We start from the raw sequence: 17,110 nt of genomic DNA, 5'->3' as shown, positions 1-17,110 counted from the left end.
ATAATATCATGTTTGTTTTTGTTTGAAAACAAAAATATTTCGGGCATAAACAAATATATTCGGAATTGAAAACAGCAAAAAGGAGCAGGATTACTCCCGCTCCTTCTTTAATCTCACAACGATTGCCCGATAAAGCCGGCAATATCCACTTTTCGTCCTGTCTTCGCACTCTCGAGCGCCGCATTCACCATTGCCATACTGTATTGATTGTCACGGCTGTCTGTCTCCGCCCTGCGGTTCTCTTGCAAGGACTGGAACATTTCATCCAGGCAGCCCGGATGTCCGGTTCGCACCGAATGGGCATCAATTACTTCTTGGTCCGCCTCAATTCGGATAAAGGATTTAATGAATTTCCCATCCTGCTCCCCTGGTGCTACGACTTCTGCATATGGCTCTTCATGACCCTTCCAGATCGCAGTCCCCTTCTCACCCGTAATCCGCCAATCAGACTCCCATGAAGTATGAGCACCTTCTGCACACCACGATCCACGGTAGTTAAACACTGAGCCATCTGACATTTCGAAAATACATATAGCTGCCGCACTTCCCGCATACCACGAACCAGCTGGATTAAATTCATGGCAATAGACCGATACCGGATCTGCTCCCAGAATTAGTCGCGCTTGGTCAAAGGTATGGATCGCCATATCCAGCAGCAGCGGACTGGCCATTGTATCGCGGAAGCCGCCGAAATGAGGCCCTATGAAAAAGTCAGCATTTACGAATCCTGGCTTGCCTATCGTACCGGTATCAATGATCTTTCGCAGTGCACGGATACGAGGATCAAATCTGCGGTTTTGCATGACCGCATGAGACTGACCTGTCTCCTCTGTAATTTGAATAAGCGCTTTACATTCCTCCGGCGTTTCCGCAAGCGGCTTCTCACCAAAAACATGACAACCGTTCTTCATTGCAGTACTTGCGATGTTGAAGTGACTTGCCGGGATCGTTACATCAAAGACAAGATTAGCTCCTGTCTGTTCAATCGCTTCCGCAATATCTGTAAAGGTCCGGCAGTTTAGCCCCTTCCTCTCCCTCATACTCTCGGCGAATTCTTGCTTGATATCGACTAGTGCTACGATCTCCGTATCTGCACGTTCAATCGCATAATCGATCCAAACATTAGACATGCCCCCGCAGCCTGCAACTACAACTTTATAGCTCTCACTCATCTGCATACTCTCCTTATTTCGGATTCGGTACGAATTGTCCGCCGCGGCATTGCTTCAAATAATTTAAGCCATGGACTTGGCCAGTCATCTCAAGCTCATCACGATAAACGGGGTCATGCCAGCCTTCAATATCAATCGTACCTTTATAACCGCCTTGTCTAAGTATCGTAATAATATCCGTCCAATTCGTATCACCAAACCCTGGGGTACGGTGCCAGACGAATTCCTTTGGTCCATGAATGCCATATTCCTTCACAATATCCCAAGCGATTGTCGCGTCTTTACCATGAACATGGAACACTTTATTAATCCACTTGCGAAGCTGAGGAATTGGATCAATCAGCGACACCATTTGGTGGCAAGGCTCCCATTGCAACCCGATATTTTCAGATGGGATCGCATTAAACATCATTTCCCATGCTGTCGGATTATGAGCAATGTTCCAGTCGCCGGATTGCCAGGTGCCTCCCATATCGCAATTCTCGAAAGCAATACGAACGCCTTTATCTGCTGCTCTGCGGCCAAGCTCGCCAAATACTTCTGCATATCGTGGAATCGAACTGTCGATGGACTCCCCGGTTAACCGGCCTGTAAAGCCCGATACGATATCTGTGCCGAACAAATGGGCATGATCGATCAGTCTCTCCCAGCTTGCAAGAGTATCCGCATTATCGCCTGTACCAGTCAGTGGATTGCCAAAGATGCCAACCGTCGATATAATGAAACCGAATTCATCCGAAAGCTCACGAACTCGTTTTGCCGTTTCAACCAAATCTGTCGTACCTGTCGTTTGCCAGAATGTCAAACTATAAGATTCGAAGCCATGTGGCGCAATTTGAGGAATGACACGAACAGCGTCTCCTCCGCCTACTAAGGTTCCAATACGAAGTAAATTTTCCATTATTAATACCACTCCTATTTTGGTTGACAAATTTTGATTGCACCCTCAGTATAGCGCTTGCAAATGGTTGATTCTCTACCATTCTTGTGCATTACTAGTCCAATATTGTGGAGTTGAGATAAGCATGAGCTATCCGAAGGAACTTCGTGAGAATACAAGAATAGATGAAAAGACGCATCCTGTGCAGATTTTCCCTAATCGCGCCCCTCAAGTGAAACCCGGTGACATGATTATGTACCTGCATTGGCATGAGCATTTTGAGATTATCGTTATGCAGAAGGGCAGCGGTATCTTCCATATTGATAGTCAACCTTATGAAGCACAACCCGGTGACGTCTTATTTGTTCCAGCAGGAGCGCTTCATGTTGGCTACAGCACTAGCGAAGGAGATACTTCCTATCTTGCGATCGTATTTAATAGCTCTTTATTTCAAAACTGGGTTCATGATGCCCTTCATACCAAATACGTCCTGCCTTATTTGGAAGGGCGTGTACAGCTACCGGTTAAACCCGCTCTTCTTGATCCAACCTGTGTGGACCATTATCACTTGCTGGAGCAAGCTGCTGAGGAATTTTCAGCCAAGCAGCCCGCTTATCAACTAATGGTGAAATCGCAGCTTCACATGCTGCTCACCTTGTTGTCTCGGAAGTTCCTGCCTCAGCAGCTCCCGGAGCAAGCCACGAATCAATATGTGCAGAACCGGGAACGGTTCAAGACGTTGATTGAATATATCGAAGTGAATTTCGCAGAAAAACAAACCGTTGCTGATGCGGCGAAGCAAATGAACCTTAACATTCATCATTTCTGCAAAATGTTTAAAAAGCTGACTGGACGCACGTTTATCGATTATGTGAATGTATGCCGGGTCAATGAGGCAGAACGCCTGCTCCTGGAAGGTGATCTCTCCATTACGGAAGTAGCAGGTCAAGTTGGCTGCGATAACTCCAATTATTTCACCAAGATGTACAAGAAATATAAAGGTATTGCCCCCTCACAGCTAAGGAAGAGTAAGCTTCCAACAACAAAAATCCCCTTAAGCGAATCCTTCGCCTAAGGGGATTTCTTTTCTCGCTGCAAACGGCTACTCACTCACTTACCCGATACAAATGCCGATAACCAAGCTCTTGAGAGATCAGATCCGCATATTTTTTCACGTAATAGCTGTATTTCTCTATATTTTCAGCTGTAAAACGCAGGCTTGGTCCTGCACAATTAAGTGAACCTATCACGGTATTCTCATAGGAGAAGATTGGTGCAGCAATACCTGTTGTTCCCTCCGTTGCTTCACCAGAAGTAATCGCATACCCCCGTTTGCGGATTTGCTCTAGATCATTCCCGATATATTCCCTCGTTAAAGGTCGCAATGAGGGAAGATCATCCCATTCGATCTGATTCAGGATCGACTCCCTGGCACCGGGCGCCATATAAGCCAAGATGACCCGATTAGATGCGCCAATGACTAGAGGCAGTCTGAGACCAATCGGCTCGGAAATTTTGAGCAGCTGAGGGGAATCGATATTATCGATATAGACGCCTTCGGTATTTTCACGGGTAGCCAAATAGACGGTTTCCTTCGTTTGCCGGGATAACTCCTCCATAAACGGACGGGCAATAGAGCGAAAACGCAGACTATCCCACATCAAGAAGCCGTATTTCATAATCGATAAACCTAACTTATACTTTTTTGTTTTATTATTCTGAGAGACAAACCCATGCTCGGATAACGAAGCCAGGATACGATGAACACTTTGCACCGGCATATCCAGCTCACGGCTAATTTCCGTCACGCTTACTTCCTTCTCATTCCCCTGCGGCACAAGATAATCCAATATATGTATCGCTTTCGAGATGACGGACATGAGCTTCGCCTCCATGTCATATTTTCGAACATCAATTCATTGTTTCTATTGTAAAATGAACATCTTGCGTTTGGCAATCCTAGACTGGACGAGAAGATCTCTTGCAAAAAGGCTGATGCAACCTGACATTGCACCAGCCTTTTCACAAGCTTCATATAGAAGACATGGTATAAATCCCCACACAAAGTACAAGGAACGAAATACTGCTGCACAACATCGTATGCTTAGATAGTTTCCCCGGCTTCATAATGGCAGCAATGAGCTGCCTTACGGCAAAGTAAATACTAGTCAAATTGACGATAAATAGCACCATCATAATTGTACTAAGCAGCAGAGAGCTGTTATCCCCCATTTCATGATGATGAGTTTGCAGCTCGGCAGCTGCCCCCATAACAAGCGGCATAGAAAGCCAATGGATAACATGCAGTACCAACACGCCAGATAAGGAGATCATCGACAGGACGGAATATTTCCATTCCATACTTAAATGCCGGAGTTTAATCATGGCTATCTCCCCTCTCCTAAACCGTATTTAGCTTAGCTTTGGCAACCATCCGTTTTGACTGAGCTGCTGCAGTACTTTTTCTTCGTCTGCGGTGCCAGGTTAATAGCCGGGCTTTGGTTAAAGAAGCTGACAGGCTTCAGCATGAAGCCAATATAAGCTGCCGGCATTACCGGCCAATCCTCTGGCCGTGGTACATGCGTATGTCCCATGGTGTACCACACGACAACATCGGTATTTTTAATCGCTCGGTCCTGCTCTGCCCAAGAAGACAACCCATCTCCACCCAGATGTTGATTCGGATATTTGCCAGACGCATACATTTCATCTTCATTGTATGGCGTTACCCAGAGATGATGTTTAATAAATCCAGCACGCTTGATTAGACTGGAATGATCAGAGGCAAACGGGAAGCAGTTCTCCCCTGTCACGATCTTGTAGCCTACCGATTGGCCTAGCTCATTCTTCACATTGTCGTTGACGAACTTCCAATATCTTGCCGTCTCCAGCTTAATATCCCGTTTGGCCTGCTGCTCGGTTTCCAGCAAGGTTGCTTTGGCATAAAAGGCGTTCTCACGCGGGTTATTCTCACCTAACTCCTCCGATACTACATTCACCTCGTACACCGAGTTATCCGTACCGTCGATCTGCATATCCATCCGAACATTGAAGAAATGCTGATGGTTAGGAGCATACAAGTCTGGACCAACCAGATTTCCGTATTTTGGCGTTTCCCCCGGATGCAGTCCCGCCGTAGACAATATACCTGTCAATTTCACTTCGAACTGGATATTGCCGTCCTGATACAAATACCAGAAGAAGCCATATTCATAGTTCGCAACGGTGGAGATGGAGGAAATGACTAATCGGCGGGAACGCCTTACCTCGACATCATTCGTACGCCAATCTGTATGCTTCCACAGGATGCCGAAGTCTTCCTCGTGCATACAGATGGCATTTTTAATGACAAACAAATCTCCTTTGCTGTCGGTCATTACACCGTCGAAATATTTAATATAACCAACGCAGTCACAGCCAAGCTCCAGACTATTGGCCAATTGACCAATCCCATATTCCCCGCTGTCAAAAGCATTCTTCCGGTTCTGAATTGGACCCGGGTCTCCATACGGTACCACCATCTCTGACAAGGAGCCGCGGTACAGGATTGGCCGGTCACGGCCCTGATCATGATAAGACAACGTATGAAGCGTCAGCCCTTCACGAGCGTTAAAGCCAATACGGAACTTCCAGTCCTGCCACTCCACCTCATGCCCGTTAACGGAAAAGCTAGGACCTTCCGGCTGTGTAATCTCCACTGGCTTAATCCCGCTGCGCAGCGGGCCAACCCTGTCCGGAGTATAGTTATATGCCTTATCCGGCATTTTCGTATATTCATATTCTTCGATCCGAAGCACTTCCATCGAATTAAGATCGACAATTGGTACCAGTGGCAGCGGACGGGCATACCCATTATCCTTCTCATCACTTCGTAGGAAGCATAATGGACGAGCCAGACGGCGGTTAGCGTCCTCCTCTGTCCCCCAATTCCCCGGCGACCATAAATCTACCATAATCAGTTCAGGCGTATGAATGTCGAGGCGCTCCAGCGCTTCTATAAACAGAGGACTTTTACGAACGGCAAGCTCACATTCCGCCTGTTCATCCAGCATAATCGTTGGCTGAACTCCTGGTACATGCACCCATGAGGTCACCTTTTGCTCCGTTAATGAAACGACTGCTTCATAGGTTGCATTCTCTTTGTTATTCAGGATAATGATAAATGCTTCACGTTCAAACGGACTGGATCCATCATAGTTGATGACAACTTCCTTCTTTGGCTCCTTCAACGATACCAATACGAATCGATCAGATGTCGTCAATTGCTGCTGCTCCTTCAGAATATGTACGGCAGCACTCATTTCTTCCCTTGAGAGTGGTTCAAGCGGGTGATTCGCTAACGTAACCGTAATTGGTGTCATTTCCATCGCCTCATTCCGTTTATTTGATGTCAACTTATGTGACAATCATATCTCGACTTCCCCACCTCTCAAACCTGTATTTCCCGAATAGTGAGAAAATAACAAAATGAGTTTTTTATTTTCTGAAAATTTGCAAGATTTCTCGAATATCGGGATAGTTCTGTTCTCTTCACCAAACCTATAGGTCATAATTGCGTTAAGTAATCTAACATATAATAATATAGGAGGGAATCACATGCTGTCATCTTGGAAAAAGGTTTTATCGATCACTTCACTTTGTATCTTAATCTTTACCGCTTTACCTTTCACAGCCTTCGCTGAAGGAGAAACTGCTGTCGTCGATACCGGAGATACGACCTGGATTATCGTCGCAACGGTACTGGTTATGTTTATGTTCATGCCAGGTCTTGCTTTGTTTTATGGCGGTCTGGTTGGACAACGGAATATTCTTTCCACCGTCATGCACAGCTTAAGTGCTTTCGTAATCGTGACATTAGTATGGGTGTTATGGGGCTACAGCTTTGCGTTTGGTCCAGGGATCGGCGGGATGTTCGGAGGCTTCGACTTTATAGGCTTTAAGGATGTGGGGATGGATGCCAAGGATGGACTAACGATACCTCATCTAATCTTTGCGATGTATCAAGGGATGTTCGCGGCTATTACAACGGCTCTGATCTCCGGCGGTGTAGCGGAACGAATTAAATTTTCCGTATGGGTAGTATTCTCGATCCTCTGGGTTACCTTCGTCTACTCTCCAATGGCGTTCTGGGCTTGGGCGGCGGATGGCTGTCGAAGCTTGGTGGACTCGACTTTGCGGGAGGTACGGTTGTACATATTCTTTCCGGTGTGAGCGCCCTTGTCGCTGCATTAGTAGTAGGCAAACGACGTTCCTTCCCTCACAAAACACTCCCTCCTCATAATCTCATTTTCTTCATGATCGGCGGCATGTGCCTTTGGTTTGGATGGTTCGGCTTTAATGCCGGTAGTGCCCTTGCTTCCGGCGGATTAGCTAGTCTCGCTGTTGTCACGACACAAGTTGCTGCGGCAGCTGGTGGTGTTCTATGGATGGTTATGGAATGGAAAATTCGCGGCAAAGCAACCTTAGTAGGCGTAGTAACCGGTGTTATCGCCGGACTTGTTGCCATTACTCCGGCTGCAGGATTTGTATCCGTACTCTCTGCCATTCCGATTGGCGCTCTAGCCAGTGTCATCTGTTACTGGGGGCTTCATGTTGTCAAAGCCAAGCTGCAGTACGATGATTCACTTGATGTATTTGGCATCCACGGCATTGGCGGGATCTGGGGAGCGATTGCAACCGGCATTTTCTCCAGCACAAAAGCGAACCCTGCTGGCGTTGACGGCCTAATCTATGGCAATGGCAAACAAGTTCTCATTCAGGCTGTTGATGTCCTCGTTGCCGTTGGACTTGCATCTGTCGGTACCTTTGTTATCTTGAAGGTCATCTCTCTGTTCACCACGCTTCGGGTATCCGAAGAGCAAGAGTTATCGGGACTTGATCTCAGCCTCCACGGGGAGAACGCTTATAACACCTTCGAGGCAATGAACAGCGGGATCCCTGTCCGAGCACAGGTTGAATACCAGGCTGCCGGCAGCATGATGGCTGCCAATCCCGAGATAAAAGGAGTCTAACCATGAAGTTATTAACGATCATTATTCGTCCAGAAAAGCTAAGCAGTGTCACAGCTGCCCTGCACACCATCGGCATTAGCGGCATGACGATCAGTGATGTACGGGGTCAAGGGATTCAGAAAGGGACACGTACGCTGTATCGCGGTGTGGAGTATCAAACGGATTTTATATTAAAAAATAAGATTGAAACCGTCGTCAGCGACGACCTGTATGAGGAAGCGATTGAAGTTGTTATCGAGGCCGCAAGAACCGGAGCGATTGGGGATGGGAAAATATTTGTGACGGATGTCGCTGATGTGATTCGAATACGCACGGGTGAACATGGCCAAACCGCTTTAGGGCAATAATCAGTAGAACCCTCCAACCTGTAAAGGAAGGAGGGTTCTATTTTATGAGACTATTGTAGATCGATTAGCCGCCGCGTGATCCAACAGTTGGTGCAGGATTTGGAATGAAGCCGCAACACGATTTATGTTTTCACGAATACGGTTCGCGGATTGAATATATGGAGACTCTACAAGCTCACTCTCCCAATGCGTCAACATCTGATCCATACAGGCTGGTGTCGTCTCCAAATGGAATTGAAGAGCGAGGACATGGCTGTCGTAGGCGAAAGCTTGATGCCCGCAAGCTTCCGATCTCGCAAGCAGTCTTGCACCTGCTGGCAATTCAAACGTATCGCCATGCCATTGAAACGAATAGAACGTACTAGGCATCTGCTCGAGCCATGGATGTTGTTCCTCTGTCCGTTTGATGGAATGCCAGCCAATTTCTTTTACAGAGTGGCGATACACCTTAGCACCAAGCACTTCAGCAAGCATCTGAGCTCCAAGACAGATCCCTATCGTTTTGGTCCTCTTATTCAAAGCTGCCTTCACAAAACGTTTCTCCTCGATCAGCCAAGGATAAGCATCTTCTTCATATATACTCATTGGACCACCAAGAATGAGTAGCAGCTCCATCGTATCCAACCATTCTTCTTGTAATCCATCTGCTGGATTAACAATCGTCAACCGATGTCCGCCTAATTCTGCCCACTCGGCAAATGCACGTATATCATCAAAATCGAAATGTCTAAAAGCAAGTATGTTCATCACCCGTTACCTCCAATACCAGCGTCATGCCTCTATGTCAGTATTGTAAAGCAGGAATATGGTAGGCTGCGACAATCATTTTTCACATAGTGGGAAGCCGATGAATTATAACCACTCTAGAAATTCGAGACGATTGCCAAATGGGTCATTTAAGTAGAAGCGTTTCACACCTTCATCTGCTCTTGCTTCATCATCAATCACCTGGATTTTCTGCTCGATAAGAAAACTCCGCAGCTCCTCCAGATTCCTTACTTGAAAGGCAGGATGAGCCTTTGTTGCAGGAACAAAATCTTTTTGAACCCCAATATGCACCTGATGCTTTCCACATTCAAACCATACGCCGCCGCGTTGCCTCAGGTTCTCAGGCTTTGGAATTTCAGGCCAGCCTAGCAGGTGATTGTAGAAGCTGCGAGCTTTCTCTTCACAGCCAACTGGGGCAGCTAATTGAACATGATCAATTCCATCATATTGGTAAGCCATAAACATCCTCCTCTATAAAAAAAGACTCCTGGCCATCAGTCAGAAGTCTACTATATTTTAAACTATTGCAAGGCGGCTGTTCTGAACAGCTTTCAGCCACTCCACTGCCATAAGGTGATGGCCAGCAGCCGTTGGATGAACGCCGTCGAATAACCAATATTCTGGAGCAGCTTGTTCCGCAGCTTGATCAAAAGCTTGCTGGAAAGGTACAAATACGGCGTCGAATTCTTCCGCCAGCTGCTTTACAATGATGCTTTGTGCATCCACTTTACCGCGCCAGCCTTCCCATTCCGCTACCGTAACCCCAGTACGTAGAACAAAAGGTTCGCATAATACGAGCTTCGTAGTCGGTAAAACTTCCTTCGTCTCTTCTAACAGAAGGCGGTAGGCACGTTCAAATCGATCCGTTACACCGCTAGGAAGCTTATTCATAATCCGCCACGTATCGTTTACGCCAATAAGAATACTTAATATATCTGGCTTAAGCGCGATGGCATCTTCATTCCAACGTGCGAACAGATCAGAAACACGATCTCCACTTATGCCCCTATTGATAAACTGATGTCCCGCTTGGGGCAGTTGATAGCTCAGCTCTCCTGCTATTTTATTAACATAGCCTACTCCCAGAGCATGATTCGGATCTGCCCCTTCACGTCCACGCAAGCAATCAGTGATAGAATCACCTTGGAATAATATGATTTTGCCCATAATAAATCTTCCTTTCAAATATTAAGGTATGATTACGCTTTCTGTCCCATTTTATAGAAAACGACTACCTCTTGTAAATAATAGATGATACAACTAGTCCAACACATACCCCTGATATTGGCGCAACGGCTGCGACACTAATCAATGGATAGCTGCTGACATATAATTTCAGAACCGGCAAAAGAACAGCCCATAAGCATACAACACTCCAGAACACCCATTTCTGATGGGCTGGGATGACAGGCATAACGGACGATCTCGGCTGGCTCTTAAATAATCGAATCATGATAGTTATAAATATGACGAACATACCTAGCAGCGAAAAGCTGTATTGCAATAGTTTATATACCGGCAAATGGAGAAGGTCCGTTTGGTGGCTCAAGACGTCTAAATGATAAACAAAATAACCTCTCTCATGCGTAAAAGCGTCAACCAGAATATGCGTATAAAATCCAATCACAACCGACAGCAAGTAGATGAGCCATGCTCGAAAGGTTGTCATATCCCACCTGTTTAATAGATTAAAAGCTCGTTTATCCAATTGAAATAACGATGGCAGATGCATCGCTAAAGGCTTCTTAACAACATAATGAAATAATAGACCAAGCAGCACACAAAGCGGAATCACCTGCATGAACAATCCCTGAATCGTATGACCAATCGTCTGATGAGGAGCCAAAAAAATAAAATATTCGATATCCGGCCCCATACTTCCAAGCACTAGGCCCGTCATGCTGAAGACCTTGCGATTAAGATATTTTATTGGAAAAGCGTACAGCGGATGAGCTAACGTATAGGGCATCGGGAGACTCCAATCTAGGTATAATCTATTTCATCTAATTGTTATAGACGTCACAGGAATAAAAAAGTTACAAATCCTTACAAGTGTTACTTGTGAGGCTAATAACCAACTACTTTTCCCAGAATGTCATCACGACTATATGGACCGGCGGTTTGACTGTCATTAAAGCCTCTCCAGCGTACATCTGCCAGGATGAAAAATTGGTCGCGTTGCAGTACCAAAGGCTTTTCTAATGAAATATTATTTTTCGATGCAGCATCATTACCATAGAAAGCTTTAAGCTTATGTCCGTTTATATAAGCTTGCCCTTTCTTTAAACCTATCTTTTCTCCAGGTAAACCAACAACTCTTGCTAGGTCGGTAGTTTGGTAACTGGTATCCTTCGTTCGAAAAACTACAATATCCCCACGGGAAATATCATGCTGCTCGTAGTAATGGAAATCTACTAACACCTCCTGATTGAGTCCAAATGGATGAGGATAGCCGTAGCCTACTTCGGAAAGCATGCCATCCGTATTCACTTTCACATGAGTTAATTCAGGACCAGGCTGATCAATAACTGGTATTTTCTTTTCCGTTACATCATCAGTCAAAGATCTCGAGCAGCCTGACATCAACAACATGACGATCACAGCCGCAAACAGAAACTTAGTCACTCTCCTAATTCCCATCGAATTCCCCCTTGTACTCCCCAACATATTCGCTTGTAATGCGACTATTTCCTTTTGTTTACATCTACAACTTGATCAACCACACCAACCACTAGAAAAAAATCCGGCTATCTCGAGGATAGCCGGACTTCTTGCTACTTATTATTCTTGAATTGTTGTAATCAATCTGTACAAAATAGCAGCCGCTTCAGCGCGTGTTGCTGTCTTGTTCGGATAGAATTTGCCTTCCGGCGTTCCTTTAATCAATCCGGATTTTAAAGACTGCGCTACGGCATCTGCTGCCCAAGCTGCGATCTCACTGCTGTCTTTTAAAGCTGCGAGCTGCTCAACGTCAGCAGATTGGTTTTTACCTACAAATGCAAGTACATTTGCAGCGGTTACTGCAAGCTGCTGCTTCGTGATTTTATCATTTGGACGGAATGTTCCATCTGTAAAGCCTTGAATAACCCCTGCTTCAGTTGCCGCTGCTACTGCATCAGCATACCAAGCGTTGCTGGATACATCCTTAAAGTTACTTGCTGTGGAACCTGCTGTAAGACCAAGCGCTCTTGTCAGCATCGTTACCCACTCAGCGCGAGTCAGCTGCTGATCTGGAGCGAAAGTATCTGCGGTTTCACCATTCAATATATAGCTTGATGCGAGAGTATTAATTTCTTTCTCTGCCCAATTACCTTTTGTATCCGTGAACGTTTTGCTCGATGCCACTACAGCGTAGACACTGTTATGATTTGTACGAATAACTGCTGTTACATTACCGTTTGCATCTGTATTAAACGTGGTTGGTACTGGAACAATTGTCCCATCCGATCCGATCACAACACCCGTAGTTGGCAGCACGGAAGTCTTGCCGAGTTGGATCGTACGAGTGACATAATGTTTGCCAAAACCTTTAACCTCTGTCCAATTGTTCGCGCTGCCAGTCCATACTGTAAATTCAATTGGAGCACCAATCAATGTACCATTCTTTTTGTTTACTGCTTGGATAGCCGCATTATTTGCTGCTTCTGAAACAGTCCCAACTCCAATGCGAAGCTGCTGGCCGCTTGCTGTTGTACCGCTCAGAATTGCTTGCAGCGGAAGCTCGTAGCTGCCTTGATCCGTTATGACAAGGATGCTCCGTTTATTGTTTTTATTCAAAAGTTCTTTTAATGCATCAACCGGGAATTGTACTTGTACATGGCTGACATCGCTCAAATCACGTAAATCAAAGGTGATGGAATCAACTTTAGCATCTGGCGCTGCTTGAGAAAGAAGCGCTGCGTTAACTACAACTACTGAAGTCTCCTTGCCATTCGAATCTGTCTCTGTCTTGGCCGTTAAGCCGCTAATGACAGAAGCATTACCGTTTGTTGTGACCTGACCCGTTCCATCTGTTGGAGTTGTTGGGGCTGATGTATCCACATTACCGCTTTTTACAACAACAGCAGCTTCAGCCTTGTAACCGCCGTCTTCTGTTGTTACTGTAATTTTCGCAGTACCTACTCCTTTGGCTGTTACAACACCGTCTACAACTGCAGCAACTGAAGTGTCACTGCTGCTCCAGTACAGATTATGGTTTTCTGCATTGCTTGGATTAATCGTTGCAGTCAAATTACCTGTATTCATACCGGTCAAATTAAGCGATAACGCTGATTTATCCAAGGTTACCCCTTCTACCGCTACTGTAGCTTCTGGATATTTATAGATCTCGAAATCATCGATCGCCGCCCAGTTGCCGGCTTTCGCATCGGAGTAAACTCCGATTTGCATGCTACCTAGACCAGTACCAGCTTCCTTTTCAACCACTTCAATATTATCAATCGCAAATGGTGTATAGGTACCGCCGCTTGCGCTCTTCAAATTTTTCGTCAGCTTATTTCCGCCATAATTGGAAACCTCAAGCTGGAACGTATTTTGTCCGCCGCCTGTCCGAACCCACACCTGAACTTTGTACTTACCGACGGGTACATTAATCGTCTGAAAGTTAGATTGCTTGTATGCAGAGCCATTCCAATGAGTCAGCTTATACTTACCGCTTCGCGGTGTATCATTGTCAATGGAGGAAGCTGCGGATTGTTCACCTGGATGCCATTCTTGCCAAGGCGAAAGCGTAGGCTTGTTATTTGAGTCAAGCGTCTCAAAATCCAAATTGTTAACAGCAGGAATTTCAACTCGCTCACTTGCTACTGTTGGAGCAGCTACTATAGCTTCACTTGCTGCCGATTCATTACCTGCTTGGTCAACAGCCTTAATGGTAAATGCATATTGTGTGCCTGCTACCAGATTAGCTACCGTATAGCGAGATTCTGTTGCTGGATCAACGGATGCCCGTTTGAAGCCGTTCACATAAATATTGTATTTAAAGAAATCGTTCTCCAAATTAGGCTCCCAAGTGAGCTTCACTTGTTGGATACCAGGTACAGCTTTCAGACCAACTGGTGCTACCGGAGCCACAGAGTCCTTACCTGCAGCAGTTGTCGCAGTAACGGAACCACTAGCTGCTGATTCACCCGAAGCGCTGAAGGCAGATACACGATACGAGTACGCAGTGCTGCCTAGCAGGCCTTGATCCACATAACTTGTTACGTCACCAGCAGATCCGATCAGACGATAATCCGGGTAAACTCCGTCTTTTGTTATGTCTGAATTCACTGCCGAACGATAGATTTTGTAACCAATCGCATCAGCAGCTTTTGTCCACTGAAGCTGGATATTTTGACCGTTTTGAACGTCTGCGGTTACATCTTGAGGAGTTGCAGGTGCTTCATCTCCTTGTTCTTTTACAGAAGCTTTCGTAATAACCGGTATCAATTCCACATCGTCAAAAGAAGCCCATTCGCCGCCTTTATTAGCGGAGTGAATCCCGATTTCAACTTGTCCGTCTGTCACCTCAATGACTGGAATAACGATCTGTGTCCAGGATCCTACATATGCTGTTGTCCCTGCCGACACACTAAGATCAGGACCGCCATATCTTTTCGCTTCCAGGCTAACGTTGGTATCGCCGCCCTTTTGATACCATACAGAGGCTTTGTAGGTTCCATTTGGCACCTTCACCGTACGGTAAGTCGTTTGCTGGTACGGCTCAGTACCACCAAGATAATGGGATAGCTTCATCAAACCTGTTCTTGGGCTGTTGTTGTCTACATTCTGAGCATACCCTTGACCATCAGGATTCCAGCCATTCCAGCCTGTATTCCCTTCCTCGAAACCACCGCCTAGAGTTAAGTAGTTATAGCTGCTTTGCACGGAATCGAAGGAGAACTGGAACCAGTTCAAATTTACTTTTCCTGAGAACACCACATACAGCTTATGCTTGCCGCTAACGGCTTCGGACTGTACAGCCTTGGTAATCCAGGACTGTGCACCGCCAGTTGAGGTAATATCCGCTGTTCCGAGCAAAGCACCCGTTGGACTATCAAGACGGAATTGAATACCTGCATCGCCTTCAGCTGCTGCTCTTACTTTGATGCTGGATGTCCCGCTCTGGAACTCCACATTATCGAAAGCAATATAGTTGCCGTTTGCCGCCGAGGCAACATATTTTCCGCCGCCAGTATCTCCAGCAATACCAGTTGTCACACCGCTGTTGTCCGCGAAATCTTCTGCTTGCATAATCGCATATGGACTAATCGATACCGTGCCAACCTGCGTCCCGCTCCAGACATAGGACGCTATAGCGCCTGCTGGAAGCGTGTACGAAAAGCTTTTCGCACCCCATCTTACTTTGAAAGTTTTCGACTGTTTGGAAGAGTTTAGTGCCAGAAGCACCTTGGAACCATCCGGGTTCAAGAACGCTGCATCTTCAATGCTTCCTGCTCCAAACGTATTCGATTGGATCCGCTTCGCGCCAGGCAGTACAAATTTACTTGCTTGGCCAAATGCGTAGAACTCTTCGTTGTAAGTCACATCAGAGCTTGTTACTACGTTATTTTCATCATGGTTAACGACGGTTACGATCCCTCGGCAATCCGAGCAGCCACCTACGAATGGACCGTTGTTTTCATCCAGTGCAATATTCCATTTCAGCGATGTCCGCGCCCAGTTGCGTGTTGTACCGATGATGAGATTCTGATAATCCCAAGCAATGTTGCTCCCGAAATTAGAAGCGAATTCGCCGCCTGAGCTTTCGGTGAAGTAAATGTCCTTGTCTGGATGATGGTCATGCACAAGAGACTGTGCATCTACGGAACCGGCATATCCGTGGAAAGCAGAACCTGCTATATATTTATTCGCATCTTTGTCATTCAGCACGTCAATCGGGTATTGCGGAGTAGACCAGTTATGGTCAAACACAATGATTTTCGTATCGATGCCAGCTTCTTCAAAAGCAGGACCTAAATAATCTTTAACAAATAGGGCCTCATCTTCCGGTTCCATACGCATACCGGAATAGTCGCTTGGCTCAAACTGCGGTTCATTTTGGATTGTCACAGCGTCGATTGGAATACCTGCTTCTTTATAATCCTCAATAAATTTAACGAAATATTGCGCGTATACGCCGTAATACTCTGGCAGCAGCTTGCCTTTTTCCATCGCATCCGTTGTTTTCATCCAGCCCGGAGCGGTCCAAGGCGTACCCATGATTTTCAAATCCGGATTAATCTCAAGCGCTTGCTGGAGAAGTGGAATGATATACTCCTCATCATGCCCGATGGAGAAGTTAAGAAGTTCCGGGTCAGTTTCACCTTTAGGCATATCATCGTAAGTATATTTGCTCGTTGCGAAATCGCTTGCACCCATCGGCAGTCGCAAATAGCTGAAGCCTGCGCCATCACCTTCACGGCTGAAAAGCTTCTTCATTAATTGATCTTTAGCCGTTTGCTCCATCTTCGAAATCACATAGGCCGATGAATCTGTGAGAGCGCCTCCAAAACCATCAATCGTTTGATAAGTTGTCTTTTCATCTACATCAATTGTAAGCTCTGACGCCGCTCCATCCGTGTCAAACGACACATCCTGCTGCTGACTGAGCAAATTGCTCTTATCCCCCGTTGTCATCCATACATTGACAGGATCTGTGGCTGCCGATACCTGTGGTACCGTTATGCCGGTGAAGCTAGATACGATAAGACCTGCAACTAATGTCTGCGCGGCCATCCGTTTCCACATGTTTTCCCCCATGCTTGTGCCCCCTCATTATTATAAGTTTCTTACCTGAAATGGATAATAACATCAAATGAAATCGATTTCAATAACTTTTAAAAGAAAATTTAACCGCTTTCATTAATTAAAGTGCTGTTTTATAGCATTAAATACTTCGTTTCTGTGTGTTTTATGTCACCTAATTACTGAAATCGATTTCACAGATAG

At 45.8% G+C, this 17,110-nt stretch carries 13 protein-coding genes and 1 pseudogene; 3 read left to right on the top strand and 11 right to left on the bottom strand.

Features of this window, described 5'->3' with window-relative positions; genetic code table 11:
• Nucleotides 1–113 precede the first annotated feature (113 nt).
• Together AB4Y93_RS24795 and AB4Y93_RS24790 are read right to left on the bottom strand one after the other, a co-directional pair.
• Nucleotides 114–1,172, bottom strand: coding sequence for a Gfo/Idh/MocA family protein (locus AB4Y93_RS24795; protein WP_441896003.1), 1,059 nt, complete (start codon nucleotides 1,170–1,172; stop codon nucleotides 114–116).
• A 13-nt stretch (nucleotides 1,173–1,185) separates the two neighbouring features.
• Nucleotides 1,186–2,073: a sugar phosphate isomerase/epimerase family protein gene (locus tag AB4Y93_RS24790; RefSeq protein WP_441896002.1), complete on the bottom strand. Its 888-nt coding sequence runs from the start codon at nucleotides 2,071–2,073 to the stop codon at nucleotides 1,186–1,188.
• A gap of 124 nt (nucleotides 2,074–2,197) precedes the next feature.
• Here AB4Y93_RS24790 and AB4Y93_RS24785 point away from each other — a divergent pair, with 124 nt between their 5' ends.
• A complete protein-coding gene (locus AB4Y93_RS24785) occupies nucleotides 2,198–3,127 on the top strand; it encodes a helix-turn-helix domain-containing protein (protein WP_441896000.1) in 930 nt (309 codons plus the stop codon).
• A gap of 31 nt (nucleotides 3,128–3,158) precedes the next feature.
• On the opposite strand, the gene AB4Y93_RS24780 is transcribed toward AB4Y93_RS24785, so the two are convergent.
• The 3 genes from AB4Y93_RS24780 to AB4Y93_RS24770 all read right to left on the bottom strand — a co-directional run bounded on the left by AB4Y93_RS24780 (nucleotide 3,159) and on the right by AB4Y93_RS24770 (nucleotide 6,413).
• Entirely contained in the window at nucleotides 3,159–3,932 is a 774-nt protein-coding gene (locus AB4Y93_RS24780; RefSeq protein ID WP_441895998.1) for an IclR family transcriptional regulator, read from the bottom strand.
• Nucleotides 3,933–4,083: 151 nt separating this feature from the next.
• On the bottom strand, nucleotides 4,084–4,437 hold the full coding sequence (locus tag AB4Y93_RS24775; protein ID WP_441895996.1) for a hypothetical protein: 354 nt from the start codon (nucleotides 4,435–4,437) through the stop codon (nucleotides 4,084–4,086).
• 32 nt (nucleotides 4,438–4,469) lie between these two features.
• Nucleotides 4,470–6,413, bottom strand: a complete 1,944-nt coding sequence (locus tag AB4Y93_RS24770; protein WP_441895995.1) for a primary-amine oxidase — start codon at nucleotides 6,411–6,413, stop codon at nucleotides 4,470–4,472.
• Between the two features lie 412 nt (nucleotides 6,414–6,825).
• Here AB4Y93_RS24770 and AB4Y93_RS24765 point away from each other — a divergent pair.
• Nucleotides 6,826–8,063, top strand: a pseudogene (locus tag AB4Y93_RS24765) (ammonium transporter).
• 2 nt (nucleotides 8,064–8,065) lie between these two features.
• Nucleotides 8,066–8,410, top strand: coding sequence for a P-II family nitrogen regulator (locus tag AB4Y93_RS24760; RefSeq protein WP_441895993.1), 345 nt, complete (start codon nucleotides 8,066–8,068; stop codon nucleotides 8,408–8,410).
• 42 nt (nucleotides 8,411–8,452) lie between these two features.
• Here AB4Y93_RS24760 and AB4Y93_RS24755 read toward each other — a convergent pair whose 3' ends face one another.
• The 6 genes from AB4Y93_RS24755 to AB4Y93_RS24730 form a co-directional block, all read right to left on the bottom strand.
• Nucleotides 8,453–9,157: a type 1 glutamine amidotransferase gene (locus tag AB4Y93_RS24755; protein WP_441895991.1), complete on the bottom strand. Its 705-nt coding sequence runs from the start codon at nucleotides 9,155–9,157 to the stop codon at nucleotides 8,453–8,455.
• A 105-nt stretch (nucleotides 9,158–9,262) separates the two neighbouring features.
• Nucleotides 9,263–9,637, bottom strand: coding sequence for a VOC family protein (locus AB4Y93_RS24750; RefSeq protein WP_441895989.1), 375 nt, complete (start codon nucleotides 9,635–9,637; stop codon nucleotides 9,263–9,265).
• A 57-nt stretch (nucleotides 9,638–9,694) separates the two neighbouring features.
• Nucleotides 9,695–10,345, bottom strand: coding sequence for an SGNH/GDSL hydrolase family protein (locus AB4Y93_RS24745; RefSeq protein WP_441895987.1), 651 nt, complete (start codon nucleotides 10,343–10,345; stop codon nucleotides 9,695–9,697).
• Nucleotides 10,346–10,409: 64 nt separating this feature from the next.
• Nucleotides 10,410–11,147: a DUF4184 family protein gene (locus tag AB4Y93_RS24740; RefSeq protein ID WP_441895985.1), complete on the bottom strand. Its 738-nt coding sequence runs from the start codon at nucleotides 11,145–11,147 to the stop codon at nucleotides 10,410–10,412.
• 98 nt (nucleotides 11,148–11,245) lie between these two features.
• Nucleotides 11,246–11,818, bottom strand: a complete 573-nt coding sequence (gene lepB / locus AB4Y93_RS24735; protein WP_441895983.1) for a signal peptidase I — start codon at nucleotides 11,816–11,818, stop codon at nucleotides 11,246–11,248.
• Between the two features lie 141 nt (nucleotides 11,819–11,959).
• Nucleotides 11,960–16,921 (bottom strand): S-layer homology domain-containing protein, encoded by a 4,962-nt coding sequence (locus AB4Y93_RS24730; protein ID WP_441895981.1) that lies wholly within the window; start codon nucleotides 16,919–16,921, stop codon nucleotides 11,960–11,962.
• Nucleotides 16,922–17,110: the final 189 nt, after the last annotated feature.

It is taken from the genome of Paenibacillus sp. YAF4_2 (assembly GCF_052113225.1).
In the GTDB taxonomy this organism is placed as follows: domain Bacteria; phylum Bacillota; class Bacilli; order Paenibacillales; family Paenibacillaceae; genus Pristimantibacillus.
Note: the sequence above shows the minus strand (reverse complement) of the source record. Positions and strands in the feature narration are given on the sequence as shown.

Excerpts from the sequence above, each read along its gene's own strand:
- AB4Y93_RS24795 (WP_441896003.1), bottom strand. The coding sequence starts at position 1,172 with ATGAGTGAGAGCTATAAAGTTGTAGTTGCAGGCTGCGGGGGCATGTCT.
- AB4Y93_RS24790 (WP_441896002.1), bottom strand. The coding sequence starts at position 2,073 with ATGGAAAATTTACTTCGTATTGGAACCTTAGTAGGCGGAGGAGACGCT.
- AB4Y93_RS24785 (WP_441896000.1), top strand. The coding sequence starts at position 2,198 with ATGAGCTATCCGAAGGAACTTCGTGAGAATACAAGAATAGATGAAAAG.
- AB4Y93_RS24780 (WP_441895998.1), bottom strand. The coding sequence starts at position 3,932 with ATGTCCGTCATCTCGAAAGCGATACATATATTGGATTATCTTGTGCCG.
- AB4Y93_RS24775 (WP_441895996.1), bottom strand. The coding sequence starts at position 4,437 with ATGATTAAACTCCGGCATTTAAGTATGGAATGGAAATATTCCGTCCTG.
- AB4Y93_RS24770 (WP_441895995.1), bottom strand. The coding sequence starts at position 6,413 with ATGACACCAATTACGGTTACGTTAGCGAATCACCCGCTTGAACCACTC.
- AB4Y93_RS24760 (WP_441895993.1), top strand. The coding sequence starts at position 8,066 with ATGAAGTTATTAACGATCATTATTCGTCCAGAAAAGCTAAGCAGTGTC.
- AB4Y93_RS24755 (WP_441895991.1), bottom strand. The coding sequence starts at position 9,157 with ATGAACATACTTGCTTTTAGACATTTCGATTTTGATGATATACGTGCA.
- AB4Y93_RS24750 (WP_441895989.1), bottom strand. The coding sequence starts at position 9,637 with ATGGCTTACCAATATGATGGAATTGATCATGTTCAATTAGCTGCCCCA.
- AB4Y93_RS24745 (WP_441895987.1), bottom strand. The coding sequence starts at position 10,345 with ATGGGCAAAATCATATTATTCCAAGGTGATTCTATCACTGATTGCTTG.
- AB4Y93_RS24740 (WP_441895985.1), bottom strand. The coding sequence starts at position 11,147 with ATGCCCTATACGTTAGCTCATCCGCTGTACGCTTTTCCAATAAAATAT.
- lepB (WP_441895983.1), bottom strand. The coding sequence starts at position 11,818 with ATGGGAATTAGGAGAGTGACTAAGTTTCTGTTTGCGGCTGTGATCGTC.
- AB4Y93_RS24730 (WP_441895981.1), bottom strand. The coding sequence starts at position 16,921 with ATGGGGGAAAACATGTGGAAACGGATGGCCGCGCAGACATTAGTTGCA.